This window comes from Croceibacterium atlanticum (genome assembly GCF_001008165.2).
GTDB lineage: Bacteria > Pseudomonadota > Alphaproteobacteria > Sphingomonadales > Sphingomonadaceae > Croceibacterium_C > Croceibacterium_C atlanticum.
Map to the genome: position 1 here is coordinate 1,687,173 of NZ_CP011452.2, position 26,877 is coordinate 1,714,049.

General features: G+C 63.3%; 28 protein-coding genes. 16 read left to right on the plus strand and 12 right to left on the minus strand.

Going from position 1 to position 26,877, the window contains the following annotated elements:
- Positions 1-87: 87 nt before the first annotated feature.
- Positions 88-690, minus strand: coding sequence for a Holliday junction branch migration protein RuvA (gene ruvA, locus WYH_RS08005; RefSeq protein WP_046903424.1), 603 nt, complete (start codon positions 688-690; stop codon positions 88-90).
- A gap of 310 nt (positions 691-1,000) precedes the next feature.
- Between ruvA and aroC the strand changes: the two genes are divergently transcribed.
- From aroC to WYH_RS08025, 4 genes are all read left to right on the plus strand, one after another.
- On the plus strand, positions 1,001-2,068 hold the full coding sequence (gene aroC, locus WYH_RS08010) for a chorismate synthase (RefSeq protein WP_046903425.1): 1,068 nt from the start codon (positions 1,001-1,003) through the stop codon (positions 2,066-2,068).
- A 208-nt stretch (positions 2,069-2,276) separates the two neighbouring features.
- On the plus strand, positions 2,277-2,843 hold the full coding sequence (gene ahpC, locus WYH_RS08015; protein WP_046903426.1) for an alkyl hydroperoxide reductase subunit C: 567 nt from the start codon (positions 2,277-2,279) through the stop codon (positions 2,841-2,843).
- Positions 2,844-2,942: 99 nt separating this feature from the next.
- Positions 2,943-4,532, plus strand: coding sequence for an alkyl hydroperoxide reductase subunit F (gene ahpF / locus WYH_RS08020; RefSeq protein ID WP_046903427.1), 1,590 nt, complete (start codon positions 2,943-2,945; stop codon positions 4,530-4,532).
- Between the two features lie 194 nt (positions 4,533-4,726).
- Positions 4,727-5,047: a PilZ domain-containing protein gene (locus WYH_RS08025; RefSeq protein WP_156320094.1), complete on the plus strand. Its 321-nt coding sequence runs from the start codon at positions 4,727-4,729 to the stop codon at positions 5,045-5,047.
- Between the two features lie 13 nt (positions 5,048-5,060).
- Here WYH_RS08025 and WYH_RS08030 read toward each other — a convergent pair whose 3' ends face one another.
- The 3 genes from WYH_RS08030 to WYH_RS08040 form a co-directional block, all read right to left on the minus strand.
- Positions 5,061-5,615 (minus strand): Smr/MutS family protein, encoded by a 555-nt coding sequence (locus tag WYH_RS08030; RefSeq protein WP_046903429.1) that lies wholly within the window; start codon positions 5,613-5,615, stop codon positions 5,061-5,063.
- Positions 5,612-6,748 (minus strand): murein transglycosylase A, encoded by a 1,137-nt coding sequence (mltA, locus tag WYH_RS08035; RefSeq protein WP_046903430.1) that lies wholly within the window; start codon positions 6,746-6,748, stop codon positions 5,612-5,614. The genes WYH_RS08030 and mltA overlap by 4 nt, the downstream gene beginning before the upstream one ends.
- A 66-nt stretch (positions 6,749-6,814) precedes the next feature.
- Positions 6,815-7,471, minus strand: coding sequence for a Tim44/TimA family putative adaptor protein (locus WYH_RS08040; protein WP_046904950.1), 657 nt, complete (start codon positions 7,469-7,471; stop codon positions 6,815-6,817).
- Positions 7,472-7,734: 263 nt separating this feature from the next.
- Here WYH_RS08040 and secB point away from each other — a divergent pair, with 263 nt between their 5' ends.
- From secB to WYH_RS08060, 4 genes are all read left to right on the plus strand, one after another.
- Positions 7,735-8,262 (plus strand): protein-export chaperone SecB, encoded by a 528-nt coding sequence (secB, locus tag WYH_RS08045; RefSeq protein ID WP_046903431.1) that lies wholly within the window; start codon positions 7,735-7,737, stop codon positions 8,260-8,262.
- Positions 8,263-8,289: 27 nt separating this feature from the next.
- Positions 8,290-9,861, plus strand: coding sequence for a murein biosynthesis integral membrane protein MurJ (gene murJ, locus WYH_RS08050; protein WP_046903432.1), 1,572 nt, complete (start codon positions 8,290-8,292; stop codon positions 9,859-9,861).
- Between the two features lie 65 nt (positions 9,862-9,926).
- Positions 9,927-10,943 (plus strand): tryptophan--tRNA ligase, encoded by a 1,017-nt coding sequence (gene trpS, locus WYH_RS08055; RefSeq protein ID WP_046903433.1) that lies wholly within the window; start codon positions 9,927-9,929, stop codon positions 10,941-10,943.
- A 253-nt stretch (positions 10,944-11,196) separates the two neighbouring features.
- A complete protein-coding gene (locus tag WYH_RS08060) occupies positions 11,197-11,898 on the plus strand; it encodes a DUF4136 domain-containing protein (RefSeq protein ID WP_046904951.1) in 702 nt (233 codons plus the stop codon).
- 85 nt (positions 11,899-11,983) lie between these two features.
- On the opposite strand, the gene dut is transcribed toward WYH_RS08060, so the two are convergent.
- The 6 genes from dut to WYH_RS08090 form a co-directional block, all read right to left on the minus strand.
- Positions 11,984-12,445, minus strand: a complete 462-nt coding sequence (gene dut, locus WYH_RS08065; protein WP_046903434.1) for a dUTP diphosphatase — start codon at positions 12,443-12,445, stop codon at positions 11,984-11,986.
- Positions 12,438-14,030 (minus strand): bifunctional phosphopantothenoylcysteine decarboxylase/phosphopantothenate synthase, encoded by a 1,593-nt coding sequence (locus WYH_RS08070; RefSeq protein WP_046903435.1) that lies wholly within the window; start codon positions 14,028-14,030, stop codon positions 12,438-12,440. The genes dut and WYH_RS08070 overlap by 8 nt, the downstream gene beginning before the upstream one ends.
- An 88-nt stretch (positions 14,031-14,118) precedes the next feature.
- Entirely contained in the window at positions 14,119-15,231 is a 1,113-nt protein-coding gene (locus tag WYH_RS08075; protein WP_053833455.1) for a hypothetical protein, read from the minus strand.
- 65 nt (positions 15,232-15,296) lie between these two features.
- The gene (ubiB, locus tag WYH_RS08080) at positions 15,297-16,853 is read right to left on the minus strand and encodes a 2-polyprenylphenol 6-hydroxylase (protein WP_046903436.1); all 1,557 of its coding nucleotides are present in this window, start codon (positions 16,851-16,853) and stop codon (positions 15,297-15,299) included.
- Between the two features lie 4 nt (positions 16,854-16,857).
- Positions 16,858-17,589 carry a class I SAM-dependent methyltransferase gene (locus tag WYH_RS08085; protein ID WP_046903437.1) on the minus strand — a complete coding sequence of 244 codons (732 nt, stop codon included), beginning with the start codon at positions 17,587-17,589 and terminating at the stop codon, positions 16,858-16,860.
- Positions 17,586-18,530, minus strand: coding sequence for a DMT family transporter (locus tag WYH_RS08090; RefSeq protein ID WP_046903438.1), 945 nt, complete (start codon positions 18,528-18,530; stop codon positions 17,586-17,588). The genes WYH_RS08085 and WYH_RS08090 overlap by 4 nt, the downstream gene beginning before the upstream one ends.
- Before the next feature lie 75 nt (positions 18,531-18,605).
- On the opposite strand from WYH_RS08090, the gene mutM reads away from it, so the two are divergent.
- From mutM to WYH_RS08120, 5 genes are all read left to right on the plus strand, one after another.
- Positions 18,606-19,421 carry a bifunctional DNA-formamidopyrimidine glycosylase/DNA-(apurinic or apyrimidinic site) lyase gene (mutM, locus tag WYH_RS08095; RefSeq protein ID WP_046903439.1) on the plus strand — a complete coding sequence of 272 codons (816 nt, stop codon included), beginning with the start codon at positions 18,606-18,608 and terminating at the stop codon, positions 19,419-19,421.
- Positions 19,422-19,591: 170 nt separating this feature from the next.
- Positions 19,592-19,852, plus strand: a complete 261-nt coding sequence (gene rpsT, locus WYH_RS08100) for a 30S ribosomal protein S20 (protein ID WP_046903440.1) — start codon at positions 19,592-19,594, stop codon at positions 19,850-19,852.
- Between the two features lie 489 nt (positions 19,853-20,341).
- Positions 20,342-21,745, plus strand: coding sequence for a chromosomal replication initiator protein DnaA (gene dnaA, locus WYH_RS08110; RefSeq protein WP_046903442.1), 1,404 nt, complete (start codon positions 20,342-20,344; stop codon positions 21,743-21,745).
- A 124-nt stretch (positions 21,746-21,869) separates the two neighbouring features.
- Complete coding sequence (locus WYH_RS08115) at positions 21,870-22,256, plus strand: DUF983 domain-containing protein (protein ID WP_342341743.1); 387 nt, start codon at positions 21,870-21,872, stop codon at positions 22,254-22,256.
- Positions 22,253-23,026: a HesA/MoeB/ThiF family protein gene (locus WYH_RS08120; RefSeq protein WP_046903444.1), complete on the plus strand. Its 774-nt coding sequence runs from the start codon at positions 22,253-22,255 to the stop codon at positions 23,024-23,026. The genes WYH_RS08115 and WYH_RS08120 overlap by 4 nt, the downstream gene beginning before the upstream one ends.
- On the opposite strand, the gene WYH_RS08125 is transcribed toward WYH_RS08120, so the two are convergent.
- A complete protein-coding gene (locus WYH_RS08125; RefSeq protein WP_046903445.1) occupies positions 23,015-23,716 on the minus strand; it encodes an NAD-dependent deacylase in 702 nt (233 codons plus the stop codon). The genes WYH_RS08120 and WYH_RS08125 overlap by 12 nt on opposite strands.
- 35 nt (positions 23,717-23,751) lie before the next feature.
- On the opposite strand from WYH_RS08125, the gene dapB reads away from it, so the two are divergent.
- The 3 genes from dapB to WYH_RS08140 are packed head-to-tail and all read left to right on the plus strand — an operon-like array spanning position 23,752 to position 25,575.
- Positions 23,752-24,480: a 4-hydroxy-tetrahydrodipicolinate reductase gene (gene dapB, locus WYH_RS08130; protein WP_046903446.1), complete on the plus strand. Its 729-nt coding sequence runs from the start codon at positions 23,752-23,754 to the stop codon at positions 24,478-24,480.
- Positions 24,477-25,157 carry an endonuclease III gene (gene nth / locus WYH_RS08135; RefSeq protein WP_046903447.1) on the plus strand — a complete coding sequence of 227 codons (681 nt, stop codon included), beginning with the start codon at positions 24,477-24,479 and terminating at the stop codon, positions 25,155-25,157. The genes dapB and nth overlap by 4 nt, the downstream gene beginning before the upstream one ends.
- 22 nt (positions 25,158-25,179) lie before the next feature.
- Positions 25,180-25,575: a hypothetical protein gene (locus tag WYH_RS08140; RefSeq protein WP_053833456.1), complete on the plus strand. Its 396-nt coding sequence runs from the start codon at positions 25,180-25,182 to the stop codon at positions 25,573-25,575.
- Positions 25,576-25,596: 21 nt separating this feature from the next.
- Here the strand turns inward: WYH_RS08140 and WYH_RS08145 are convergent, their stop codons facing one another.
- On the minus strand, positions 25,597-26,835 hold the full coding sequence (locus WYH_RS08145; protein WP_046903448.1) for a dicarboxylate/amino acid:cation symporter: 1,239 nt from the start codon (positions 26,833-26,835) through the stop codon (positions 25,597-25,599).
- Between the last annotated feature and the right edge of the window lie 42 nt (positions 26,836-26,877).

Sequence of the window (26,877 nt, forward strand, 5' to 3'; positions counted from 1 at the left end):
CGTGGGCCGCGATGGCAGGCATGATCGTGAACCTGCCGCCTGTCGCTGGATACCCACCGCGGGGATGATGATGAAGGGCCATTTCACTCACCCCGCCGCCCTCTTCAATGCCACGCGGATCAGTTCGCTTTCGCTCGCGCCCTCGCCCAGTTCGCCCTGGGCTTTCGCCACGGCCTGCGCCGCGATTGCCGGTTTGAAGCCGAGATTTTCCAGCGCCGAAACCGCATCGGCATTGGCGCCGCCGACCAGCCGCGCCGGGGCCGCGCCCGTTGCGCCGCCGCCCGGAAGTGCACCAGCCCTGTCCTTGAGTTCGTTGACGATGCGCCCGGCCAGTTTCGGCCCCACGCCCTGCGCCCTGGCGATCGTCGCCGCGTCCTGCGCCGCGCAGGCATCGCGCACTTCACCAATGCTCAGCGCGGAAAGGATCGCCAGCGCAACCTTGCTGCCCACGCCCTGCACCGTCGTCAGCAGGCGAAACCAGTCACGCTCCCCCGCTTCGGCGAAGCCCAGCAGTCGCATGTCGTTTTCGCTGACCTGCAGATCGGTAAAAACGGTGCAACCTTCCCCCACATTGCCCAGCGCGGAAAGCGTCTTGGACGAACAATGGACGAGATAGCCGACGCCCTGGACATCGATCACGGCCCAGTCCACGCCGGTATCGTCAAGCACACCCTTGAGCTTTGCAATCATGTTTTGTTCTTGCCCGAGCGCGGGACCGATGGCCAGTGAAAAGGCGCGCTTTTCCGCAAGCGCTGGAACAGTTGGAACACTGTCCCGAAGCGGAATTCGCGCGGCATGGTGCGCAAATGGGAAAAAGGACCGGTGGGGGACTGCACATGGGCGGGCATCGGCAGGCTGTTAAGCGCAGGGGCGAGCTGTAGGACAGCGGAGCCTTGCAGCCACTCTTCACCTCACCCGCGCGGGAATGACGCGGCAACAGCGCCATACCGAATGATCGACGATATGGACAGCCCCCCTATCTTGCGCCAATGCCGCGGGCATGAGCGTCAATACATTCGGCCGCGTTTTACGTTTCACGACCTGGGGCGAAAGCCACGGCCCGGCTTTGGGTGCTGTGCTGGACGGGTGCCCGCCGGGGCTGGAAATCAGCGAAGAGGCGATCCAGCCATTTCTGGATGCGCGCCGCCCCGGCACCAGCAAGTTCACTACCCAGCGGCGGGAACCGGACGCGGTGAAAATCCTGTCCGGCACGTTCGAGGGCAGGACCACCGGCACGCCGATCAGCCTGATGATCGAAAACACGGACCAGCGGTCCAAGGATTATTCCGATGTCGCCCAGGCCTATCGCCCCGGCCATGCGGATTACACTTATGACGCGAAATATGGCTTCCGCGATTATCGCGGCGGCGGCAGGTCCAGCGCGCGGGAAACCGCCGCGCGGGTCGCGGCAGGCGCAGTGGCGCGACAGATAATCCCCGAAGTGTCCATCATGGCCTATGTCTGCGAGATCGGCGGGGACGAGATCGACCGCGAAGCCTTCGATCCCGCGCAGATCGGCCAGAACCCGTTTTTCTGCCCCGATAGCTGGGCGGTGAAGCGCTGGGAAAAGCTGGTGGACGATGCGCGCAAGGACGGATCCAGCCTCGGCGCCGTGGTGGAATGCGTGGCCACGGGCGTGCCGGCCGGGTGGGGCGCGCCGATCTATGGCAAGCTGGATGCGGATCTGGCGGCTGCGATGATGGGCATCAATGCGGTGAAGGCGGTGGAAATCGGCGACGGTTTCCGCGCCGCACGCCTGCGCGGGGAAGAGAATGCCGACCCGATGCATCCGGGCGAAAACGGGCCGGAATTCTCGGCCAATCATGCAGGCGGCATCGCCGGGGGCATTTCCACCGGCCAGCCGGTCGTGATGCGGATCGCCTTCAAGCCGACCAGTTCCATCCTCATCCCGCAGGACACGATCACCCGCGAAGGCGAAGCGACGAAACTGGCCACCAAGGGCCGCCACGATCCCTGCGTGGGCATTCGCGGCGCGCCAGTGGTGGAAGCGATGATGGCGCTGGTGCTGGCGGACCACAAACTGCTCCACCGCGCGCAGTGCGGATAAGCGCATAAAGGGCCGGGTTTGCGGCAGCCGGACGACAACAGGATCGTGGATAGCGGGCGGGCAGTCCATTAATCGTTGATTTCGATCAATATCCTGTGATTGATTTATTTCATCAAACCAATCGATACTCCTCACTGGCGAGAATCGGCAGTGGGCCCTATCTCCTCTCCCGAGTGTTTCACCCCCAGGAAATAGGGAGATTTTACGCATGGGTATCATTGGCAGCACTGTGAAGCCGTTCAAGGCCACCGCATTCCAGGCCGGCAAGGATTTCTTCGAAGTCACCGAGAAGGATCTCGAAGGCAAGTGGACGGTGTTCTTCTTCTACCCCGCCGACTTCACCTTCGTCTGCCCGACCGAGCTGGAAGATCTCGGCAAGCAGTATGACACGCTGAAGGGCATGGACGTGGAAGTCTATGGCGTTTCCACCGACACGCATTTCAGCCACAAGGCATGGCACGACACTTCGGACAAGATCGGCAAGATCCAGTATCCGTTCCTGGGTGACCAGCTGCACACGCTTTCCAAGAACTTCAATGTTCTGCGCGAGGAAATGGGCCTGGCCGACCGTGCGACCTTCGTGGTCGATCCCGACGGCGTGATCCAGATCATGGAAATCACCTGCGAAGGCGTTGGCCGTAACGCGGCCGAACTGGTCCGCAAGATCAAGGCCGCGCAGTATGTCCGCGCCAATCCGGGCCAGGTCTGCCCGGCCGCATGGGAAGAAGGCAGCGAAACCCTCGCTCCGTCGCTCGACCTCGTCGGCAAGATCTAAGTCTTAGCAATCCCCGCATCCCGATGCGGGTCGCATGGCGGCCCGGGGCGTGCCCCCCACGCCCCGGGCCGTTTCAGTTTCCAGCAGGAGAATATTCCGATGCTCGACGCCAATATGACGCAACAGCTCCAGCAATTTCTCGGCAACCTGCGCGAGCCGATCGAGCTCGTCGCCTCTCTCGGCGACGATGACAAATCGGCCCAGACCCGCGAATTGCTGGAAGAAATTGCTGCCCTGAACGACAAGGTGACCGCCAGTTTCGACGGCACCAACGAACGCAAGCCCAGCTTCATCATCCGCCGCGCAAGCGATGCGGAAAAGTGGGTCCGCTTCGCCGGCCTGCCGATGGGCCATGAATTCACCAGCCTCGTGCTGGCCCTGCTCTGGGCCGGTGGCCACCCGCCCAAGGTGGAACAGGATGTGCTGGACCAGATCGCCGCACTTGAAGGCGATTACAATTTCGAGATGTATTTCTCCCTGTCCTGCCACAATTGCCCGGACGTGGTGCAGGCCCTGACGCTGATGGCGCTGAACAATCCGCGCATCACGGCCACGCTGATCGAAGGCGGTGCCTTCCAGGACGAGGTGGAGAAGCGCAATGTCCTCGCCGTGCCGGCAACCTTCCTCAACGGGGAAATGTTCGCCAGCGGCAAGATGAGCGTGGAAGAAGTGCTGGCCAAACTGGATGGCAATGCCGGCGCCCGCGCGGCGGCCAAGCTGGCCGACAAGGAACCGTTTGAAGTGCTGGTCATCGGCGGCGGCCCCGCCGGTGCGGCAGCCTCCGTCTATACGGCGCGCAAGGGCTTCAGCACGGGCATCGCGGCAGAACGCTTCGGCGGGCAGGTGCTGGACACGATGGGGATCGAGAACTTCATTTCCGTCCCCTATACCGAAGGCCCCAAGCTGGCCGCCCAGCTGGAAGCGCATGTCGGTGAATATGACATCGACGTGATGAATTTGCAGACGGCGAAACAGCTCATTCCGGCCAGGCAGCCCGGCGGGATGCACGAGGTGGTGTTCGAAAACGGCGCTTCGCTGAAGGCCCGGTCCATCATCCTGTCCACCGGCGCCCGCTGGCGGAATCTGGGCGTGCCGGGCGAATTCGAATATCGCAATCGCGGCGTGGCCTATTGCCCGCACTGCGACGGCCCGCTGTTCAAGGGCAAGCGAGTGGCGGTTATCGGCGGCGGCAATAGCGGCGTCGAAGCGGCGATCGACCTGGCCAATATCGTGGGCCATGTCACGCTGGTCGAATTCGACAGCAAGCTGCGCGCCGACCAGGTGCTGCAGGACAAGCTCCGCAGCCTGGCCAATGTCGACATCCTCGTCTCCGCACAGACGACGGAGATCACCGGCGATGGCGAGCGGGTTAACGGCCTGGTCTACAAGAACCGCGAAAGCGGGGAAGAAAAGACGGTCGAGCTGGAAGGCGTGTTCGTCCAGATCGGCCTGGTGCCCAACACCGAATGGCTGAAGGAATCGGGCCTTGAACTGTCGAAATTCGGCGAGATCATGATCGACGAAAAGGCGGCGACGAACCTTCCCGGTATCTTCGCAGCGGGCGATTGCACCACCGTGCCTTACAAGCAGATCATCATCGCCATGGGCGAAGGATCGAAAGCAGCATTGAGCGCATTCGATTATCTGATCCGCACCCAACCGGCGGACGAGGTGGCCGAAGCGGCCTGATCGTCTGGCCCGGCGGCAAGGAAAAGCGGGCGGGGTTCAGCGAACCTCGCCCGTTCTTTTTTGCGCGAGCGTTATTCTCCGCGCTTTCATTCCGGATTTTCCAACTTTCCTGAAACGGGGCACCCCGTGGAAAAACATGGCAATATCGTAAGACATATTTGACGATCGGAATCGATAAATAGCAGCCAGATATATTGGCCGATCGGAGAGTGCCGATGTTGCAGGACCGCGTAGCAGACCGACGTGAAGTCGAGATAGAGGCGCATTGCTTCATGCAGAGACGCTCTTTCCCCCTGTCCGTCACCGATATTTCCGTCGATGGATGCGCGGTCAGGGCGATCGCGCAGGAACCGCTGGAACAGGCAGATTTCCTGAAGCTGCGGATTGCCAATTCGATAGAGGTCAATGGGAAGATCGCCTGGCTGAACGGAGAGACGGCAGGCGTTCGCTTCTTCGGCCAGATCAACCCTGTCGTGGTAGAGATGCTGCTGGCCCGCAAGGCAACCCTCAACTGATGGCGCAGGGTCGCTATCGCCCCTTTTTCAACACCAGATAGAGCGCGCCCTCCCCGCCATGCCGCCGGTGCGCCTTGCGAATGGCGGCGATATGAGAAGCATGCGGACCGGCGGCGAGCCAGTCCAGCATCTGCGCGCGGATGGCCCCGCGGCTATGGCTGCGATCCGCGGCATCGACCGGGCGCGGCCGGCCAGTTACCACCAGCACCAGCCGGGCACCCATGGCCCGTGCCTGCGCCAGCCCCATGTCGAGCCGGCGATGGGCGGTTTCCAGCGTATGGCCATGCAGGTCCAGCGTAAAATCGGGATCCATCGCCGCACGGTTCAGCCGCCTGTCCCAATGTGAATTCAGCCCCGGATCGGGCGCAGGCTTCGGTGGCGGCGGAGCCGGGCGCGGCGGCGGTACGCGGCCCTTCACGGCAGGCCTGGGCGGAATTGCAGGCACGGGTTTGCGCACCGGAACGGGCGCAGGCTGCGGGGTTTCGCGCCCCTTCAGCGGGGTGACGCTTTGCGCCACGCGTTCCCACAGGGCGGCTTCCGCCTCGCTCAGGCCACGGGGAGGCTTCACTGCGCCCCCAGCCGGTCTAGCACTCCCTTCGGCAGCAGCAGCAACGCATCGCCGCGTGCGCTCATCCCGCCGGCAATGGTCCGCGCGTCCTCACCCGCTCCCCAGAAACTGTCGAACCTGTTTGGCCCCTTGATTGCGCCGCCCGTATCCTGCGCAATCCACAAGCCCTGCACTTCCGGCCGGTCGGTATCAAGCAGCACCGGCGCGCCCAGCGGCACGAATCTAGGATCCGCGGCGACGGAACTTTCCCGCCGCACCGGCACTTCCAGCGCCCCCAGCGGCCCATCCCCGGTCAGTTCGCGGAAGAAAACCCAGCTTTCGTTGAGCTGCATCAGCGCGTGGCCTTCAACTGGGTTTTCACGAATATATTGCATGATGCCCTGCATGGAGGCCGGATACTGGCCGGGCCCATCCCCCAGCAAGCCACGTTCGCGCATTACGCCGCCAATGCCGGTATAGGCATGGCCGTTCTGCCCGGCATAGCCGATGCGGATCACTTCGCCTTCGGGCGTTTTCAGCCGGCCCGATCCCTGTACCTGCAGAAAGAAGAATTCCACCGGATCGGCAACCCAGGCGATTTCCAGCCCGCGCCCTTCCAGCGCACCCGCTTCGATCTCGGCACGGGTGTAATAGGGGACAAGATTGCCATCATCGCCATAGCGGCCAAGCGGCGCCCGGCCCGTCCGGTCTTCCGGTCGAACGTCATCCGGCCACGCGCGAACCAGATCCTGCGGCATGGCATAGACCGGCGTTTCAAAGCCGGGGCGCCGCGTCCGCGATCCGGCGATCTCCGGCTCGTAATAGCCGGTGACGAAGCTCGATCCATTACCGATGCGGGCCGTGTCGAAATAGGCCTGGAAAAAACCGGCCGCTTCGGCCGTGGGCCAGCCCGGCGCCGCTTCGCAGGATGGGCGCCAGTCATCCGGGCGGGTCAGCCCGCTGGCATCCGTGCGGCGCAACAGCTTTGGGCAGCTTTCCCTGTAGGAAGCGAGCGCGGCCCCGGCATCATGCGGCGCCAGTTGCGCGGCGGGCAGCGGTGCGGCGCGAAAAACGCCCGCCTGCAGCGCAGTCTCAGGTGCGGTAAGCGGCGGCTTGCCGGGCGGCACCATGCCGCCACAGGCAACCAGCAGCATGGTCGCGGAGAGGGCTGCGAAGGCGCGGAATTGCCTTGGGCCGCCAACCCCGCGAAAGGGCACGGATCAGCCTTCGTCGGTTTCGTCGAGAATCCAGTCCGGCTCGCTGCTGTTCACATCGCGCGAGAAGGTCCAGATGTCGCGGCTTTCCACCGCATCGTCCAGCGAACCGGCGATGACATTGCCATCCCTGTCGCGCGTAACGGCAGCGATATCGGCCACGAAGCGCACGGAAATACGCGCAGTGCGTCCCACCAACCCGGCGGAATGCACGCTGGTATCCTCGATCCGGACGAGCCGGTTATCGAGCGTTTCGCCCGCTTGTTCGCGCGCGTCGATGGCGGCGATGAAGCCTTCATACACATCGTCGTCACACAGCTGGCGGAGCGTGTCCCTGTCGCCGCGCCAGAACGCTTCCAGCACCATGCCATAAGCGGCCTTGGCGCCTTCGAGGAAGGGAAGCAGATCGAAGCGACGATCAGCGGCGGCAATTTCGCGCAGACCCTGTTCGATCGCGGGCGGGAAACCCGCCATTTCGCGATTGGGGCGCAACACCTCTGGCGAGGGCTGCGATATCGTGCGCGGCGCATTGCCACCTTCAGACCGCTCGAACCTGGTCGGCACGGGTTCTTCCTCATGCTCGGCCCTGCGGCCCAGCACCGAATAGAGCCTGAGCCCCAGAAAGGCGGCGATCATGGCCAGAATGACGATTTCGATGATCACTTCAACTTCCTGATTCCTGCGACCGCCCTTCTCTGTCCAGATATGGTTTGCGGCGGATGATTGTCTATCGTGCCCGAAATAGGTACCGATTTCAAATGAACAACGTGAAAACGCCGTTTTCAGGGCACGGTCCGGCGTTGTTTTTCCGCGCATCGCAGCTTTCTTGCCCGGACGTTGCGGGCGCGCCAAGCCGGTGCTAGGCGCGCGGACCTGTGACAACGGGGCGCGAGGGGCGCCTCTCAACTAGCCGAGAGAAAACGATCATGGCCGAACCTGGCGACGTCCTCAGCAATCTCGGCGGCGACAATGCCGCCATGGGCAATGGTGCCGACAACCAGCCGGTGGCCGGCCTGCTTTCGCAATATGTGAAGGATCTGTCGGTTGAAAACCCCAAGGCGCCCGACAGCTTCCAGTGGAAGGAACAGCCGCAGCTGGACGTGCAGTTCAATATCGGCGCCCGCAAGGTGAACGAAGAACTGACCGAGGTGGAACTGAAGATCACCGCCAATGCCACGACCGGCCAGGGCACGGCCTATATCGTGGAACTGAGCTATGGCGGCCTGGTCGGCATGCGCAACATGCCGGAAGAACAGAAGCACGCCTTCACCTATGCCGAAGCGCCGCGCATCCTGTTCCCCTTCGCCCGCCGCGTGATTGCCGATGCCGTGCGCGATGCCGGTTTCGCCCCGCTTCTGCTCGATCCCATTGATTTCAACGGGCTCTATATCCAGCAATTGCAGCAGAAGCAGGCGCAGGAAGCAGCCACGACACCGCCCGCGGGCGAGGCCTGACCCGGCAGCGCGCCTGAGGTTCGCGGCATGAGCCTCGTCAGGAATGTGGGGACGATCGGCGGGCTGACCCTGGTCAGCCGCGTCTTCGGTTTCCTGCGCGACATATTGCTGGCCCGCGTCCTCGGCGCGGGCGGCGTGGGCGATGCCTGGCAGCTGGCCTTCCAGCTACCCAATATCTTCCGCCGCCTGTTTGCCGAAGGGGCCTTCTCCTCTGCCTTCGTCCCGCTGTTCAACCGGCGGATGACGAAGGATGGCGACATGACCGAAGCCCGCATCTTCGCCGAAGAAGTGCTGGCCGTCCTGATCCCGATCCTGATCCTGTTTTCGGCCGCAGCGCTGATCGCCATGCCCTGGATCGCCGGCCTGTTCGCCAACGAAGGCATTTCCTCCGATCCGGAACTATATGACCTGGCCGTGCTGATGGCGCGGCTGGCCTTCCCCTATCTCGCCTTCATGAGCCTGGCGACGGTGTTCGCGGCCATACTCAACAGCCTGTCGCGATTCGCCGCGGCAGCAGCAGCGCCGATCCTGCTCAATATCTGCCTGATCACGGCGCTGACGGTGGGCGCCGTCCAGCCCGATTCGGTGGAATTGCGGCGCGATATCGGCATGTGGCTGGGCATTGCCGTCACCATATCCGGCATATTGCAGGCGCTCTGGCTCGGCTGGTGGGCCTGGCGCGAAGGGTTCCGCATTCGCCTGCGCGCGCCGCGTCTGACAGCGGATGTGAAGGAGCTGGGCATATTGGTGCTGCCCGCCATATTGGGGGCGGGCGTTTACCAGATCAGCCGCTTCATCGACCTGTTCTTCCTCTCCACCCTGCCCGACGGTGCCTATACCTTCCTGGCCATGGGGGACCGGCTTAACCAGTTGCCGCTGGGAATAATCGGCATCGCACTGGGCACGGCAATCCTGCCATCGCTGTCCCGCCATATCGCCAGGGATGATCATGACGGCGCCTTCCGCCTGCAAAGCAATGCGGTGGAACTGGCCCTGCTGCTGACTGTGCCCGCAGCCGTCGCCCTGTTCATTTCGGGCAGTGCCTTTACCCGCGCCTTCTACACTGGCGGCGCCTACACGCTGGCCGACAGTATCAGCACGGGCGCGGTCGTTTCCGCACTGGTTGTCGGCCTGCCCGCCTATGTCCTGAACAAGGTGCTGATTCCCAACTTCTTCGCCCGCAAGGATACGCGCACGCCGGTCTATACCGCCGGGGGCGCGCTGGTGATCAATATCGGGCTGAACTTCCTGCTGGTGCCGCGCCTGGGCGTGGTCGGCCTCGCCCTGGCTGGCTCCATTTCCGCCTGGTGCAATGTTGCCGCGCTCTATGCCATTCTTGCCAGCAAGGGATATTTCCACCTCACGCGGCTGGTCCTGTCCCGCATTGCCCGGATCACGCTGGCCGCCGCTTTCATGGGCGGGGTTTTGTGGTATGCGATGCCTTATGGATCGGAATTCTACTCCGGATCGGCGCTGGAACGCGTCTCCTCGGTCATCGCGCTGGTGGCGCTGGGCGGCGTGGCGTTCCTGGTCGCCGCATTGCTGCTGAAAGCCATCGATCGCAAGACGATTGACCAGCTTCTCCGCCGGCCCGCCTGAGCCTATCGGGCAATCTCGAATTCCTTCATGATCCATTCTCCAGAATATTGACACAGGTGACATCGATGCGCGTCGTTTCCGGTATCCAGCCCACGGGTTCGCTCCATCTCGGCAATTATCTGGGTGCGATCCGCAACTGGGTACGGATGCAGGATTCGCTGGAAGAAGGCAGCCAGTGCCTGTTCTTCCTGGCCGATCTGCACGCCATTTCCATGCCGCACGTCCCGGCCGAACTGCGCGCCGGCACGCTGGAGATGACAGCGGCGCTGGTTGCCTGCGGGATCGATCCGGATCGTTCGATCCTGTTCAACCAGGCGCAGGTTCCCGCCCATGCGGAATTGCAATGGCTGCTGAACGGCACGGCCCGCATGGGCTGGCTGAACCGGATGACCCAGTTCAAGGACAAGTCCGGCAAGAACCGCGAAGGCGCCAGCGTGGCCCTGTTCACATATCCGGTGCTGCAGGCTGCCGACGTGCTGCTTTATCAGGCGAGCCACGTGCCGGTGGGCGAAGACCAGAAGCAGCATCTGGAACTGGCCCGCGACGTGGCGCAGAAGTTCAATAATGATTTCTGCACGGAAGATGCGCCGGTCTTCACCCTGCCCGATCCGATCATCCCGCCCGAAGCGGCCCGCATCATGAGCCTGCGGGATGGCTCTTCCAAGATGAGCAAGTCCGACCCGTCGGACATGGCACGGATCAACCTGGCCGACGATGCCGACCTGGTGGCGAAGAAGGTCAAGAAGGCGAAGACCGACCCGGAACCCTTGCCGTCAGAGGCCAAGGGGCTGGAAGGCCGGCCGGAAGCGCTGAACCTCGTATCCATCTATGCCGCTTTGTCCGATTGCAGCGTGGAATCCGTGCTGGCGCAATATGGCGGGCAGGGCTTCGGTGCCTTCAAACCGGCGCTGGCGGAACTGATGGTGGAATCGCTCCGCCCCGTAACGACGCGCTTCAACGAATTGATGGAAGACCGGGAAGCGCTGGACGCCATCCTCGCCCGGGGCGCCGCCCATGCGCGCGAGATTGCCCGGCCGACATTGAACGCCGCCTACGAGGCGCTGGGCCTCGTCCGCGGCTGATCCCGGTCAGCCGCCGGGCAAGGCTGCGCGGGCGGGACTCCGTCTTCAAAACAGGAAACAGGACTGCCACCGGGCCGCGCAGGCCCGGATGACAGCCTGCGCCCGAACATTCACCACCTTGAAATTCCAGCAGAATGATTATTTCGATATTCAAATGCTATTCAGCCCGTCAGCTTTATGACAGGCCACTATGCAAAAGCTGCATTCCCGGCTCAGGGTTTGCGAGCTGCCCAACCGTTCCGGAGTGTTTGCCATGAACGATCTCACCAAGACTGCGCGAGCCCTGAGGCTGACCGTGCTGGCGCTGGCACTGGCCGGCCTGGCCGCCTGCGCTTCTCCCTTCCGGGCGGATGTTTCCCGTTTCCAGAGCCAGCTTCCCGCCCCCCAGGGGCAGAGCTTCGCCGTGGTGGCAGAAGACCCCGCATTGGCCGGCGGGCTGGAATTCGCCCGATATGCCGAAGACGTGACGGCACATATGGCCGAACTCGGTTATACTCCGGCCACGGCCGAAACGGCGGATCTGCTCGTCCGTTTCGATTATGGCGTGGATAATGGCCGCGAACGCGTGACCAGTTCCGGCTTCGGCTATCACGATCCGTTCTGGTCGCCCTGGTACAGCTATCGCCCGGTCGTCTGGCTGGGCCGCGACGGCCGCCGTTATGTTTCCTATGTGCCCAGCCGCGCATGGGGATATGGCTGGTACGATCCGTTCTTCAGCCGCAACGACGTGTCCAGCTATACCGTCTATACCAGCGGCATCGAACTGAAGATTGACCGCCGCGCCACGGGCGAACGCTTGTTCGAAGGCCGGGCGGAAGCGGTTTCCACCTCCAACCGCCTGCAATATCTCGTGCCCAATCTGGTAGAGGCGATGTTCACGGACTTCCCCGGCAATTCGGGCGAAACGGTGCGCATCTCGATCAAGCCGGAAGACCAGCCGGTAAAGCGCCGCTGATCTGGCGGACAATCACGGATAATCGAAAGGGCGGGCAGCGATGTCCGCCCTTTTTCATTGCGGGGTGACGAGGTGCGGCCCCGGCTCAGACGAGCAGGGCATGCCCCCCGGTCGATCCGAACCCGCTTTCACCGCGCGCCGTATCGTCCAGTTCGGCAACCTCTTCCCACCATGCCTGCGTGACGGGTGCCAGCACGAGCTGGGCGATGCGATCGCCGCGTTCGATGCTGAAATCCTCCGAACCGAGATTGATCAGAATGATCTTCAACTCGCCGCGATAATCGGAATCGATCGTGCCCGGCGTATTCGGCAAGGTGATGCCGTGCTTCAGCGCCAGGCCGGAACGCGGGCGAACCTGGATTTCGTACCCATCGGGAATGGCGAGGGCAAAGCCGGTTGCCACCGGATGCCGGGCGCCGGGTGCCAGCGTCACATCCTCCGCCGAAAGCACATCCATGCCCGCCGCGCCCGCCGTGGCGTAGCGGGGCATGTCCAGCCCTTCCCCATGCGGCAGCCGCTTGATCTGTACCGGCACCGCTTCAGTCATTCAGTTTCTCCGCCATGCGCTCCACCAAATGGCGGGCGACTTCCTGTTTGCTCATGGGTTCCCAATCTTCCACCCGGTCTTCGCTGACAAGATGGACGGTGTTGTCACTGCCGCCCATCACGTCTCCGGACACGTCATTGGCGAGGATCCAGTCCACCGCCTTGCGCTTGCGCTTGGCCTTGGCATTTTCCACCACGTCCTGCGTTTCCGCCGCGAAGCCCACCACCAGGCGGGGCCTGTCAGGGCTGGAGGCGACGATGGCCAATATGTCCGGATTTTCCGTCAGCAGCAGGGCTGGCGGCGCACTGCCGCGCTTTTTCATCTTCTCTGCCGCATAATCGCGCGTGCGCCAATCGGCCACGGCGGCCACCATCACCGCCGCATCGGCCGGCAGGGCGGACTTGACGGCGGCGGCCATTTCCTCCGCGCTTTCCACGTCGATCCGGTCAACCCCCGGCGGCGTGTCGAGCGTGACCGGGCCGGAGATCAGCGTCACCCGCGCCCCGGCGGCGGCGGCGGCGGCGGCAATGGCAAAGCCCTGCTTCCCCGAAGACCTGTTGGCGATATAGCGCACAGGGTCGATCGGTTCATGCGTAGGCCCCGCTGTCACCAGTACATGCCGGCCATAAAGCGGCCGATGTTCGGGATCGGCATCGAATTCCGGCTGGCCTTCCAGCGGATCGAAAGCAGGAGACGCGGCCCCGCCATCGAGGCTGTAGGGATCAGCGCGCGGCACGGCCTTTGCCTGCCCCTTCGGTGCCAGCAGGGGGCCGGAAACGAGGTCCGGCGGCGGCAATTCGCCCTTTTCGGGCAGTTCAAAATCATCGGGAAGCGGCGGCTGGATCGGCTCATCCGCGCTCTCTTCCTCGCGATAGGTGACTTCCTTCTCTTCTATACGGCGCGCCGTGCTGCGCGGAATGATGGAAGCGAGCAAGCCGGCCAGCCCGCCAATCGCCGTTTTTTCACGTTCCGGTTCCGGCTCTTCCTCCGGCTCCAGCGCCTGAAGATAATCGGCAACATCGCGCGGACCCGCATCGCCCGGATCCACGCCGAGAAGATCGGCAATTTCCAGCCAGACCATTTCCGGATCGGGCAGGCGGCCGGGGCCGAATTCGCCGCAGGCCATCGGCCCTTCATCCGGCTGCATCACATGCACCCCTGCCTGCCGCAGCATGGTAAGATTGCGCTGCGTCGCCGCGTGCTGCCACATGCGCACATTCATGGCGGGCACTGCCAGCACCGGCTTGTCCGTCGCCAGGATCAGCGTGGTCGCCAGATCATCGCAAATGCCCGCCGCCATCTTGGCCAGGAGATTGGCCGTGGCCGGGCACACCACCACCAGATCGGCATCCCGGCTGAGCTGGATATGGCCGATTTCCGCCTCGTTCCGGAGATCCCACAGGCTGGTATGCACCTGGTTGCCGGAAAGGGCCGCCAGGCTCATCGGCGTGACGAATTGCGCCCCGCCCTCCGTAAGCACACAGGTCACATCGCCCCCGCCCTTGCGGATCAGGCGAACGAGTTCGCAGGACTTGTAGGCGGCGATTCCTCCGCCCACGACCAGCAGAATACGTGGCTGCTGCATGTTCGCGGCAAAACCTCCGGCAAGGAGCTGACAGGACAAAAAGCCTAGCCGCGTGCATGGTGCAAGGCCAGCCCGGCAGCTGCGAAAACTAGGCCGTTCCCTTACCCGGATGCGTAATTGCGGCCACCAGATCCGCCACGGCACGCGGGACAAGGGCCAGTCCGGCCATATAGGCGGGCAGCAGCAACAGGACCCAGTAAAAATTGTTCGGCCGCGCGAACAACGCCACGGCCATGCCAAAGCCGATGAACCACAGGCTGGCAAAAAAGCCCAATCGGCCACCCAGGGCAATCCAGCCGAGAATCGGCAATAGCGCCAGAGGCCCGGCAAGAGCGGGCGGCAGGGCCAGCAAGAGCGTGAGCTGGCCAATACTCGTCAGCAGATAGGGCAAGCCCAGCATACCCGCCCAGCCCGGCGTCGCCGCATCGCCGGGCAGGCGCATTTCCGCCACGTTCCATGCGTGAAGCGCCATGCCGGCGGCAAAGAGCAGGAACAGGCCAGCCAGCGCGGCCAGCTCTGCCCAGCGCCGCTGCGAAGCGGCAAATGCGGCCCAGAGCAGTATGAATGGCAGCGCCAGTTCCCGCACGGCCAGTGCCGCACCCGCTGCCAGCAGGCTGGGCCACCAGCGATGTGGGCGATACAGGCCCAGCGAGAGCGAGAGCAGCAATCCGGCAACCAGTTCGTGCATGAAGCCGGCGCGATCGTAGAAGACGCCCATACCCGCCGCCGCAAGCAGCAAGGCCGCGCCCGCCCGCTCCACCGCCAGAGTCAGGCCAGACAGCGCACCGATGAAGCTGAAGATGATTGCGCCCAGCAGGGCCGGCGCAAGGATGCGCCAGCCGGAGGCGCCCCATAGCTGGTTGGTCCATGCCAGCGTCGGCAGGCGCACGGTGACAAAAGGCCGCGCCGGATAATCATGCGCGCGATGTTCGGCGAGAGCGGCCTCATAATAGCCTTCCCCTCCGGCCATGCGCCGATTGATCGTTTCATAGAGATCGACATCGCCGAAGAAATCCTGCTCGGCCGATTTCTGCCCACGCTGTTCCGCCAGTTCCTGATACAGGCTGCCGACACTGCTGGCGCCGTAAACCAGCAGCAGTGCAGTCCCGATCAACACGAAAAGCGCGGCAGCGCGGGGCAAGGCCCGCAAGGGACGTCCAAGCGATACCCACCAGCCCACCGGATCCGGAATTGCCCCCATCGGGCCTTTCTGCACCGGACCGGGGCGGCCATCAAGCATCGCCCGGAAGACCCGGGAAAACCCGATCAGCCGAACAGGCCGGCAAGACTCCCGGCCCAGACCAGCGCCCCGCCCGCCACCGCGGCACCAGCATAGCCGAGCCAGCCGCGCGATTCGCGCTGGCGGCGTTCCCAGATCAGTTCGATCTTCGGCAGTGGCGGCGGTTCCGGGGCACCGCCCTTGGGCGGGAATTTCTCTTCCAGCCGGCGCAGGAGAGAAGGCAGGCGCAGCAGGGTCTGCGTATCTTCGCGAATACGATCGGCCAGCGCCGCTTCCGGCCCCAGCTCGTCACGGATCCAGCTGCGCACGAAAGGTGCGGCCACGTCCCACATATTGATTTCGGGATCGAGCTGGGTGGCAATGCCTTCCACCATCACCATGGTCTTCTGCAGCAGCAGCAGATGCGGCTGGGTCTGCATGTCGAAATCGCGGGTGATGGCAAACAGCCCGTCCAGCATCTGGCCGACGGATAATTCGCTCACCGGCTTGCCGCGCATCGGTTCACCCACGGCGCGCAGCGCAGTCGCGAATTCATCCACCGAATGATAGCTCGGCACATATTGCGCTTCGAAATGGATTTCCGCCACGCGGCGATAATCGCCGGTGGTCAGGCCATAGAGGATTTCCGCCAGCCATTGCCGGGCCCGCCGGTCGATCCGGCCCATGATCCCGAAATCGATTGCCACGATCTCGCCATCCTGCCGGACAAACAGGTTCCCCTGATGCATATCGGCATGGAAGAAACCGCCGCTGATCGCCTGGGTCAGGAAGGCCAGCACCAGCCGCCGCGCCAGTGCGGGCAAATCATGCCCCGCATCGCGCAATTTCTGCGTTTCGCTGATCTTGATGCCATCGATCCATTCGATCGTCATCACCCGGCCATTGGTCCGGTCCCAGTCGATTTCCGGGATGCGATAGCCGTGAAAGCCCTTCATCGCCGCCGCCAGTTCGGAAGCGGAGGCGGCTTCCCGCCGCAAGTCCAGCTCCCGATTGGTCCAGCGCTTGAAATTGGCGATGGTCAGCCGCGGGCGCAGGCGCGATGCCTCCCCGCCCAATGCCTCCAGATGGGCGGCGGCCCATTCATAAGTGGCGATATCCTTCGCGAATTTCTCGCGGATGCCGGGGCGCAACACCTTGATCGCCACGGTCCGCCCGTCGCTGGTCACACCCTTGTGCACCTGCGCGATGGAAGCCGCGCCCACCGGATCGGGATCGATATGGCTGTAAAGATCGCTGGCCGGCCGTTCAAAGCTGCGCTCGATCTGCGACTCTATCTCGGCATAATCCACCGGCGGCAGGCTGTCCTGCAGGCTCAGCAGGTTACGCGCCGCATCCTCCCCCACGAGATCCGGCCTTGTTGCCAGCGTCTGGCCCAGCTTTATCGCCGCCGGGCCGATATCGCGAAAGGCCGCGGCATAATCCGGCTCGCGCGGCTGGAAGGCACCGAAACGGGCCAGGCGGGTGAGCCGCCTTACAGGTTGCGGCGTGTTGGGATCGCGTTCGATCCCGCGCAGGGCGCCATGGCGGGCCAGCGTCCGGCCCCATTTGAGCAGGCGCCAGATATGGGTGGCAGGCTTGGTCACTCCGTCAGATCTTCCAGCCCGAATGGATCGCCACCAGTCCGCCCATGATCGGTTCCACCCTGGTCCGGACGAAACCCGCATCGCGGATCATGTTTTCGAATTCCGGCATCGGCGGGAACCGGCGGATGCTTTCGATCAGGTAACGATACGAATCCTCGTCCCCGGCAACCAGCTTGCCGATCTGCGGCACCAGCCGGTGGGAATAGAGATCATAGACATCCTTCATCCCCGGCCATTCCATGGTCGAGAATTCCAGGCAGAAGAACCGGCCGCCGAATTTCAGCACGCGGTGCGCCTCGCGCAGGGCCTTGTCGATATGGGTGACATTGCGGATGCCGAACGCAATCGTATAGGCATCGAAGATCCGGCTGGAGAAAGTCAGTTCTTCCGCGTTCTGGCGCGACCAGACGAGGCTATCCAGCCCGCGTTCCATCGCCCGTTCGATGCCGACATCCAGCATTTCCTGATTGATGTCGGACACGGTCACATTGGCGCCGCACGCTTCCATGCGGAAGGCGATGTCCCCCGTTCCGCCGGCCATGTCCAGGATCTGTTCGCCCGGCTGCGGCTTCACCCGCCGCACGAAGCGATCCTTCCACAAACGGTGCATACCGCCCGACATCGCATCGTTCATGATGTCGTATTTGGCCGCCACATTGGAGAAGACCGCACCCACGCGGCGGGTCTTTTCATCCGGGGCGACGTCTTCGTAACCGAAGGAAACCTGTTCGCTCATGCCGCATCCTCTAGCTTGGGTGCCTGCCCGGCGCCAGCCGCCTCTTTCCCCCGCAAGGCCAGCAGGCCCAGCACCACGCCCGCCAGGATGAACCCCATGCCGACAAAGTGATACAGATGCAGCACCTCGCCCAGCAGCAGGACCGACAGCAGCGCGCCGAACAGCGGCATCATGGTGATCGCCTGCCCGGCATGGGCAGGCCCCACGGTCTGCGCCGCGTAATTATATATGAAATAGGATACGATCGAAGGCAGGACCGCGACATAGAGGAAGGCCGCCCCCACGCCCGGGCTCCAGTGAATGGTCCGGCCCGCGCTCCATTCCCAGGCCGCGAAAGGCGCCATGGCGATCACCCCGACGGCAAAGGTCACCGCGATGAAGCTGATCGGCGCCGTGACCGGGCGCAGGCGCAGGAAGATCGTGTAGAAGGACCAGACGGTGACCCCGCCCAGCACCAGCGCATCGCCAATGCCGAATTGCAGGCGCAGGGCGGCGGCCAATTGCCCGTCGAACACGATCACCAGCATACCGATAACCGACGCGACGAGGCCAGCCGCCTGGATCGGATTGGCCCGCGTGCCGAAAATCAGCCGGTCGAGGATCACCACCAGCACGGGAATGCCGGAATGCAGCAACAGGGCATTCGTGGCCGTGGTATATTGCAGCCCGGAATAGAGAAACGCGTTGAACGCGCCCACGCCCAGCAGGCCGAGCAGGAGAACGATCTTCCAGTGTTCCCTTATGGCCGGCCAGTCCCGCTTCAGCGGGCGCCAGGCGAAAGGCAGCAGGAACAGGCAGGCCCCGCTCCACCGGACGAAGGCAAGCGTCAGCGGCGGAACATCGAAACGTACCGCGCGGGCGACGATGGAATTGCCGGCCCATAGCAGCATGACGAGGCCGAGCAGGGCGATGGCTTTCAGATGTTGGCGATCCGTTTGCATTTGCGCTGCTCCCTAAAGCGGACTTGCGCACTTGGCGATGACAGAATGGCCCCTCGGGGCTAGAGCCCGGCTTCCATGCCCGAACTACCCGAAGTCGAAACCACTGTGCGCGGCCTCGCCCGCTTTCTCGACAATGCGCGGATCGAGCGGCTGGTGCTCAACCGGCCGGACATGAGGTTCCCCTTCCCGCCCGATCTCGTCCAGGCGATGACCGGGGCGCGAATCTCCGGCCTGGGCCGCCGCGCGAAATACGGGCTGATCCACACCGAAAGCGGCCGCACCATGATCTTCCATCTGGGCATGAGCGGGCGCTGGCGAATCGATCCGGAAAGAATCGAAAAGCATGATCACCTGCTGATCGAAACGGATGGCCATCTGTTCGCGCTCAATGATCCGCGCCGCTTCGGCTTCGTGGATCTGGTGGATACGGCGGCGCTGGAAAGCTGGCCGGCCTTTTCCGTCATGGGGCCGGAACCGCTCGGCCCCGGACTGACGCAAGCGCATCTCCATGCCGCCTTGCAGGGACGCAAACAAGCCATCAAGCTGCTGCTGCTGGATCAGCGCATCGTGGCAGGCCTGGGCAATATATATGTGTGCGAAGCGCTGTTCATGGCCGGCATATCCCCGCGCAAGCCGGGCGGCAGGGTCAGCCGCCCCGCGCTGGAACGGCTGGTGCCCGCAATCCGGGCCGTGCTGGAACAATCGATAGAAGATGGCGGGTCCAGCCTGCGCGACTATGCCCGCCCGGATGGGGAACTGGGCTATTTCGCCACGCGCTTCCAGGTCTATGGCCGGGAAGGCCAGCCCTGCATGCGCTGCGATGGCGGGATCATCCGCCGCATCCTCCAGGGCGGGCGCAGCACATGGTATTGCCCGAATTGCCAGAAATAATGCCATCAGGCATAAGCCGCTGCCGCACACGGTGCCCGTCGGCTACTATCAGTTGACGATTCGCCCCCTCGGCGCTAAGGCGCGCGCTTTCCGGCGCTTCGTCGCCGTTTCCGCAGGTTACGAGTTTAAGGACAATCCGGCCGCATCGGTGGCCCGAGACAAGGACAGACATGGCCAATACGCCGCAAGCCCGCAAGCGCATCCGCCGCAATAATCGCCGCGCGGAAATCAACACCGCCCGCATGAGCCGCATCCGCAGCTTCGTGAAGAAAGTCGAGACCGCGATCGCCGGTGGCGACAAGTCCGCTGCCCAGGCAGCGCTGAAGGACGCGCAGCCGGAACTGGCACGCGGCGTGGCGCGCGGCGTGATTCACAAGAACACCGTGGCACGCAAGATGAGCCGACTCAGCAAGCGAGTCGCAGCCCTCTGATTACCCTTTAGGGTTAATACCCAGGAACGAAATCGGAACGAGGCCGGCGGATTTTTCGCCGGCCTTTTTTGCGTCTGCGAAAGGCCTCGCGGCAGCTCTCGGTAAACTGTTGGAAAACCCGCGATTCGTTGGAGCAAAGACCAAATATCGCGTTAAATCAGTGGCTTAAATGGAAGCCCGCGGCACTGCGATGAGTCAAGGCGGTATTTTTCAGATTTTTTACAGGCCCGCTCTTGCCCCTGCCGACCATGTGTTCATAACAACCATCCGGCCGGGACGAAACGCTCCCAGCCGCCAAATCGAAGACGTTGTTCGGGATAACCTGTGGACCAACATGGTTCGCAGGAGCGGGGGAGTCATGCCTGCCGCCTGGGCATCGAAGCAGCAGTGATTGACGCTCGTCGGAACAAAGGACTCGGCTCGATGATACGCAGGGGACCGCAAACTGGTCGATCGCTACCGGCCAGCGGCAAAGTGGTTGAGGGCACAATGGAAGAACAGGAAGCCGCGGATCTTGCCGCGGATTGGTCCGACATCAGTCTGGGCCTGCGCAAGGATCTGGGGCACCAATTATTCACGCAGTGGATACGTCCGATTCAGCTGGGCAGCTTCTGCAAGGAAACCGGCACGCTGGAACTGTTCCTGCCGACCGAATTTTCCGCCAACTGGGTGCAGGACCGATTCCATGACCGGCTTTCGCTGGCCTGGAAAATCGCCCGCAGCGAAGTGAGGCAGGTGAAGATCGCAGTCCATCCCGGCCGCCGCAAGCTGGCCGATCTGGATCTGCGGGGCGATGACGGATTCGGCCATCGCGCTGCCAATGACGGCACGCTGGGCATGGAATCCATCGGCGACGCTGGCTTCACATCCTCTGTCGGGCTGGACCCTTCGCTCACCTTTGCCGCATTCGTGACCGGCACCACAAATGTGCTGGCCTATAATGCGGCGGAACGGATGGCGAAGGCGGAGAAGCCGCAATTCAGCCCGCTCTATCTCAAGGCCGCCACCGGCCAGGGCAAGACCCACCTGCTGCACGCGATCGGCCATGCCTATCTGCAGAACCACCCGCGGGCGCGCATTTTCTACTGCAGCGCCGAACGCTTCATGGTGGAGTTCGTCCAAGCCCTGAAATCGAACGAGATGATCGAGTTCAAGGCACGGCTGCGCGGTTTCGACCTGCTGCTGGTGGACGATATCCAGTTCATCATCGGCAAGGCGAGCGCCCAGGAAGAACTGCTTTACACGATCGATGCGCTGCTGGCCGAAGGCAAGCGGCTGGTCTTCGCCGCCGACCGCGCGCCGCAGGCGCTGGACGGGGTGGAACCGCGCCTGCTCAGCCGCCTGTCCATGGGCCTGGTGGCCGATATCCAGCCGGCCGATATCGAACTGCGCCGATCCATCCTGGAATCGAAGCTGACCAAGTTCGCCCCGCTGGACGTGCCGGGCGACGTGATCGAATTCCTCGCCCGCACCATCAACCGCAATGTGCGCGAACTGGTGGGCGGCCTGAACAAGCTGATCGCCTATGCGCAGCTGACCGGGCAGGAAGTATCGCTGCAGCTGGCCGAAGAACAGCTGACGGATATCCTGTCGGCCAATCGCCGCCGTATCACGATTGACGAGATCCAGCGGACGGTTTGCCAGTTCTACCGCATCGACCGTTCCGAAATGTCGAGCAAACGCCGCGCCCGCGCCGTGGTCCGCCCGCGCCAGGTGGCCATGTATCTGGCCAAGGTGCTGACGCCGCGTTCCTATCCGGAAATCGGCCGCAAGTTCGGCGGGCGCGATCACTCCACCGTGATCCACGCCGTCCGCCTGATAGAAGATCTGCGCAAGCGCGATGCCGATATGGATGGCGATGTGCGCAGCCTGCTGCGGCAACTGGAAAGCTGACCGATATTGCAGCGGAGATGCCCCGGCGGCATCTCCGCTCATTGCCGTATGCGGCCAGGCACTCTACATAGTACCGATGCACGGCACGACTCCCCTATCCCAGCCCGCGGCACTGCCGCATAGATTGACCGAAACCGCGATGCGCGGTGTGCGGGGACGTTGCCCCCGTTGCAATGGCGCGGAACTGTTTCGCAAATGGCTGAAGCCGGTGGATCACTGCCGCGCCTGCGGTCAGGACTGGTCGCTGCACACGGCGGATGATTTCCCGCCCTATATTTCCATTTTCGTCACCGGCCATCTGCTTGCCCCGCTGATGATCATGCTGGTGCTGGATTTCGGCCTTTCCACGCTGGCGACCGCGGCGATCCTGATCCCGCTGGCGAGTGTGCTGATGCTCGGCATGTTACAGCCTGCCAAGGGCGCAGTGATTGCCTATCAATGGTGGCTTGGCCTTGGCGAGTTCGAACAGGAACGCCCCCTGCCGGTTGCGGACAGCCAGAAACTGCCGTGACGCTTCCGCCGGAGAGGCTGGACCGCTTCGCCCGCCATATCGTTCTGCCAGAAATAGGCGGCGCCGGTCAGGCGGCGCTGGCCCAATCCTCTGTGGCCCTGATCGGCCTTGGCGGAATTGGCAGCCCTGCCCTGCAATATCTGGCTTCGGCCGGGATCGGCACGCTGGTGCTGTTCGACGATGGCGAGGTGGAGCTGTCCAATCTGCAACGGCAGACGATCTATGCCGAAAACGATGTGGGCAAGGGCAAGGTCGATGCGGCCATGGCCTGGCTCCGCAACTTTGACGATCAACTGACCGTCACCGGCATTCGCGAACGGATCACCACCGGAAACGCGGCCCGGTTGATGGAAGGCGTGGACCTCGTGCTGGACGGGACCGACAATTTCGCCACCAGGCTGGCCATATCGGATGGCTGTGTGGCGGCGGGCACGCCCCTGCTCAGCGCCGCTGTCGGGCGGTTCCAGGGGCAGGTCGGTGCATTTGCCGGCCACCTGCCGGATCAACCCTGCTATCGCTGCTATGTCGGCGATGCTTTCGATGCCGATGATTGCGATACCTGCGCTGAAGACGGGATATTGGGCGCCATGGCCGGGTGGACGGCGACATTCGCTGTCCTGCAAGCCATCCGTATCCTGGTGTCCCGCACTGGCGGGCTGGGCGATCCGCAATGGGGCAAATTGCATCTGATGGACGGGCTTGCCCCATCCATGAGAACGATGAGCCTGGTGAAGGATCCAGCCTGCAAGGCCTGCGGTTCAACCGCCTAGCAGATCATCCACCCATTGCGGCACCAGCACACTCGCCGGGCCGAGGCGGGTATCATCGAACCAGTGCGAGCCCTGGCTGCGATCCAGATTGAGTTCCATCGTCCGCGCGCCATGGGCACCGGCCTGCTGCACGAAACCGGCAGCGGGATATACCGCGCCTGACGTGCCGATGGATACGAACAGATCCGCCCGCGCCAGAGCGGCGAATATCTCCTCCATGCGATAGGGCATTTCACCGAACCACACGATATCCGGCCGCATCGCCGCCGTGCCGCAGGACGGGCAGGCCGGCCCGTCTGCCAGCGTTGCCAGCCAGCGATGGCGCGCATTGCAGGCCGTGCACCAGGCAGACAGTGCCTCCCCATGCATATGCAGCACGCGGCCCGCCCCGGCGCGTTCATGCAGATCGTCGATATTCTGCGTAACGATCAGCAATTCATCATCCCACTGGCTGTCCAGCCGGGCCAGCGCCTCATGCGCGGGATTGGGCTGCGCTTCCTGAACACCGGCGCGGCGCGCGTCATAGAATCGCTGCACCAGATCGGGATCGCGGATGAAGGCTTCGGGCGTCGCCACGTCCTCCACCCGGTGATCTTCCCACAATCCGTCCTCTGCGCGGAACGTGCGAAGCCCGCTTTCGGCACTGATTCCGGCACCTGTAAGGATCACGATGTTGCGGATATTGGCCATTGCCCGCATGAAGCACGCGGCAAGGGGAAGGCGCAATGACAAGTATCGGAATCATCGGCAGCGAAGGACGCATGGGACAGGCCCTGGCCCGCGCGATAGAAGCGGCGGGCTACACGCTATCCGGCGGGGCGGACAAGGGCAGCGACGTGGCGGCCCTGGCCGATGCCAGCAATGCGCTGGTGGATTTCTCCGCCCCGGCGGCCCTGGATGCCAATCTCCATGCGGCGGTGGGCGCGGGCATCCCGATCCTGATCGGAACGACCGGCCTGGCCGACGCGCACCACGCGGCGATTGACCAGGCCGCGCAGGCCATACCCGTATTGCAGACCGGGAATACCTCGCTCGGCGTGACGCTGCTCGCCCATCTGGTGCAGGAGGCGGCGAGCAGGCTCGGCCCGGACTGGGATATAGAAATCCTGGAAATGCACCACCGGATGAAGGTCGATGCACCGTCCGGCACGGCCTTGCTGTTGGGCGAAGCCGCGGCGAAAGGCCGCAATGTGGATCTTGCCGAACATAGCGAACGCGGGCGGGATGGCCACACCGGCGCAAGGGCGGAAGGCGCGATCGGCTTCGCATCGCTGCGCGGCGGCACGGTCGCCGGCGAACATTCGGTAATCCTGGCGGGGGAGCAGGAACGCATCACCCTGTCGCACAGCGCGGAAGACCGGATGATCTTTGCCCATGGCGCGATCAAGGGCGCCGCATGGCTGATCGGCCAGCCGGCCGGCCGTTACACCATGCCGCAGGTATTGGGCCTTTGACGAAAGACCAGATCTTTGAATTCTTCCGCATATTGGCGGAAGACAATCCCGAACCCGAGACAGAGCTGGAATATGGCAATGCCTACCAGCTTGTCGTGGCGGTCGCCCTGTCGGCCCAGGCCACCGATGTGGGCGTGAACAAGGCCACCCGCCGGCTTTTTTCAGAAGTCACCACGCCCCGGCAAATGCTCGAACTGGGCGAAGAAGGGCTGAAGGAACACATAAAGACGATCGGCCTGTTCAATTCCAAGGCAAAGAACGTCATCGCCCTGTCGCAAATGCTGGTGGACGATTTCGGGGGCGAAGTGCCCGACAGCCGGGAAGAGCTGGTGAAGCTGCCCGGTGTTGGCCGCAAGACGGCCAATGTCGTGCTCAATTGCTGGTTCCGGCAGGAAACCTTCGCGGTGGACACGCATATTCTGCGCGTGGGCAACCGCACCGGCCTGGCCAAGGGCAAGACGCCGGAACAGGTGGAAGCCAAGCTGGAAAAGCGCGTCCCGCAACCTTTCCGGCTCCACGCCCATCACTGGCTGATCCTGCATGGCCGCTATATCTGCAAGGCGCGCAGGCCCGAATGCTGGCGCTGCCCGGTCGAACATCTCTGTTCCTATCGGAACAAGGTCATGGAACAGCCCGTTGCCAAAGGTAAGCGGGTGTCGGCTCCGTCATCCGCTTGACCCTTGTGGAAGGAGAGGAGCCATGACCGTTCGTGTATTACCCCGATTGCTGATCGCCGCCAGCGCCATCCCACTTGCCGCCTGCAGCGCGCAGATGGACGAGGAGCGGGGAGTGACCGCGCCCGCAGTCAAGGTGGTGGGAGAGCCGGTGAACTGCATCCAGACAAACCGCATCCGCAACACCAATGTGCATGACAACCAGACCATCGATTTCGAAATGTCGGGCGGGAAGCTCTATCGCAACACGCTGCCCCGCAGTTGCCCCAGCCTCGGTTTCGAAAAGCGGTTTTCCTACAAGACTTCGACCGGGCAGCTTTGCAGCACCGACATCATCTACGTGCTAGACACCAATGGGCAACAGGGCGCTGGCTGCGGCCTGGGCCAGTTCGTTCCGGTAGAGCTGGCCGAAACCGAATGAATCTGATCGGCGCGGGCTGCCTTATACGTCGTCCGCGCTGATCATTTCCTCGCGGTCGATCTCGCCCGTCATCACTGCCACCGTGGTTGCCACTGCGGCATCGCCGCTGACATTGGTGGTGGTGCGCATCATGTCCATGATCCGGTCCACGCCTGCCACGAAGGCGATCGTTTCCAGCGGCACGCCGACCGCGCCGAATACCAGCGCCATCATGATCAGCCCCGCCCCGGGAATACCGGCCGCGCCGACCGCCCCCAGCGTGCCGAGGATCGAGATCAGGAAATAATCGCTCCAGCTCAGATCCACGCCGAAGATCTGCGCCCCGAACAATGTGGCAAGGCCAAGATACATGGCGGTGCCGTTCATATTGATCGTCGCGCCGAGCGAGATCACGAAACTGGCGACCGAATTGGACACGCCAAGGTTCCGTTCCGCACAGCGCAATGTCACCGGCAGAGTGGCGTTGGAACTGGCGGTGGAATAGCTGACCGCCATCGCATCAACGATGCCGCGGAAGAAATCCCGCACCGGCAGTTTCGCCAGCAGCTTTATCATCAGCGAATACATGACGAAGATGATCAGCAGGCAGCCCGCATAATTGAGCGCCACCAGCTTGCCGAGCGCGGCCAGCGCATCGAAGCCCAGCGTGCCCGCCACCCATGCCATCAGCGCAAAGACGCCGAAGGGGGTCAGCTCCATCACGATCATCGTGACCTTCTGCATCACGATGGCGCCGGAATCGAAGATCCTGAGCACAGGCCCGCCTTCTTCCTTCGCCATCAATATTCCGATGCCGAGCAGCAGGGAGAAGATGATCAGCGGCAGGACATTCACATCCGCCATGGTCTGGACCGGGCTTTGCGGGATCATGCCCATGATCATTTCGCGCCAGGTGGTATTATCGGGCTCTGGCGTAACACCCATTTCGATCATGCTGGTATCGACGCCCACGCCGGGCTGGATGACCGTGCCGAGCAGAAGCCCCAGCCAGACCGCGATCTGCCCGCTGACGACGAATAGCAGCATGGCCCGCCAGCCCACATTGCCCAGCTTTCGCAGATCGCCGATGGAGGCAACGCCCGCCACCAGGCTGAAAAAGATCAGCGGGACCACCAGCATCTTGATGAAGCCGATGAATACATCGCCCACGATCTTGATGCTTTCAGCTTCCGGCCCCCACAGCCAGCCGATGAGGATGCCAAGGATCAGGGCCCCGATTACCCGCTGCCACAGCGGAATGGCAAACCACTTGCGAAGCATTCATTGACCCCCTGGACCCGTAATCCGGGGCAACCTGCCCGC

Coding starts and splice junctions, on each gene's coding strand:
- WYH_RS08085 (WP_046903437.1), bottom strand. CDS start 17,589: ATGAGCGAACAGGTTTCCTTCGGTTACGAAGACGTCGCCCCGGATGAA.
- secB (WP_046903431.1), top strand. CDS start 7,735: ATGGCCGAACCTGGCGACGTCCTCAGCAATCTCGGCGGCGACAATGCC.
- mutM (WP_046903439.1), top strand. CDS start 18,606: ATGCCCGAACTACCCGAAGTCGAAACCACTGTGCGCGGCCTCGCCCGC.
- ahpC (WP_046903426.1), top strand. CDS start 2,277: ATGGGTATCATTGGCAGCACTGTGAAGCCGTTCAAGGCCACCGCATTC.
- dut (WP_046903434.1), bottom strand. CDS start 12,445: ATGACTGAAGCGGTGCCGGTACAGATCAAGCGGCTGCCGCATGGGGAA.
- WYH_RS08145 (WP_046903448.1), bottom strand. CDS start 26,835: ATGCTTCGCAAGTGGTTTGCCATTCCGCTGTGGCAGCGGGTAATCGGG.
- ahpF (WP_046903427.1), top strand. CDS start 2,943: ATGCTCGACGCCAATATGACGCAACAGCTCCAGCAATTTCTCGGCAAC.
- WYH_RS08075 (WP_053833455.1), bottom strand. CDS start 15,231: ATGGGGGCAATTCCGGATCCGGTGGGCTGGTGGGTATCGCTTGGACGT.
- WYH_RS08060 (WP_046904951.1), top strand. CDS start 11,197: ATGAACGATCTCACCAAGACTGCGCGAGCCCTGAGGCTGACCGTGCTG.
- WYH_RS08090 (WP_046903438.1), bottom strand. CDS start 18,530: ATGCAAACGGATCGCCAACATCTGAAAGCCATCGCCCTGCTCGGCCTC.
- dapB (WP_046903446.1), top strand. CDS start 23,752: ATGACAAGTATCGGAATCATCGGCAGCGAAGGACGCATGGGACAGGCC.
- WYH_RS08140 (WP_053833456.1), top strand. CDS start 25,180: ATGACCGTTCGTGTATTACCCCGATTGCTGATCGCCGCCAGCGCCATC.
- aroC (WP_046903425.1), top strand. CDS start 1,001: ATGAGCGTCAATACATTCGGCCGCGTTTTACGTTTCACGACCTGGGGC.
- dnaA (WP_046903442.1), top strand. CDS start 20,342: ATGGAAGAACAGGAAGCCGCGGATCTTGCCGCGGATTGGTCCGACATC.
- murJ (WP_046903432.1), top strand. CDS start 8,290: ATGAGCCTCGTCAGGAATGTGGGGACGATCGGCGGGCTGACCCTGGTC.
- WYH_RS08070 (WP_046903435.1), bottom strand. CDS start 14,030: ATGCAGCAGCCACGTATTCTGCTGGTCGTGGGCGGAGGAATCGCCGCC.
- trpS (WP_046903433.1), top strand. CDS start 9,927: ATGCGCGTCGTTTCCGGTATCCAGCCCACGGGTTCGCTCCATCTCGGC.
- rpsT (WP_046903440.1), top strand. CDS start 19,592: ATGGCCAATACGCCGCAAGCCCGCAAGCGCATCCGCCGCAATAATCGC.
- ruvA (WP_046903424.1), bottom strand. CDS start 690: ATGATTGCAAAGCTCAAGGGTGTGCTTGACGATACCGGCGTGGACTGG.
- WYH_RS08125 (WP_046903445.1), bottom strand. CDS start 23,716: ATGGCCAATATCCGCAACATCGTGATCCTTACAGGTGCCGGAATCAGT.
- mltA (WP_046903430.1), bottom strand. CDS start 6,748: ATGCTGCTGGTTGCCTGTGGCGGCATGGTGCCGCCCGGCAAGCCGCCG.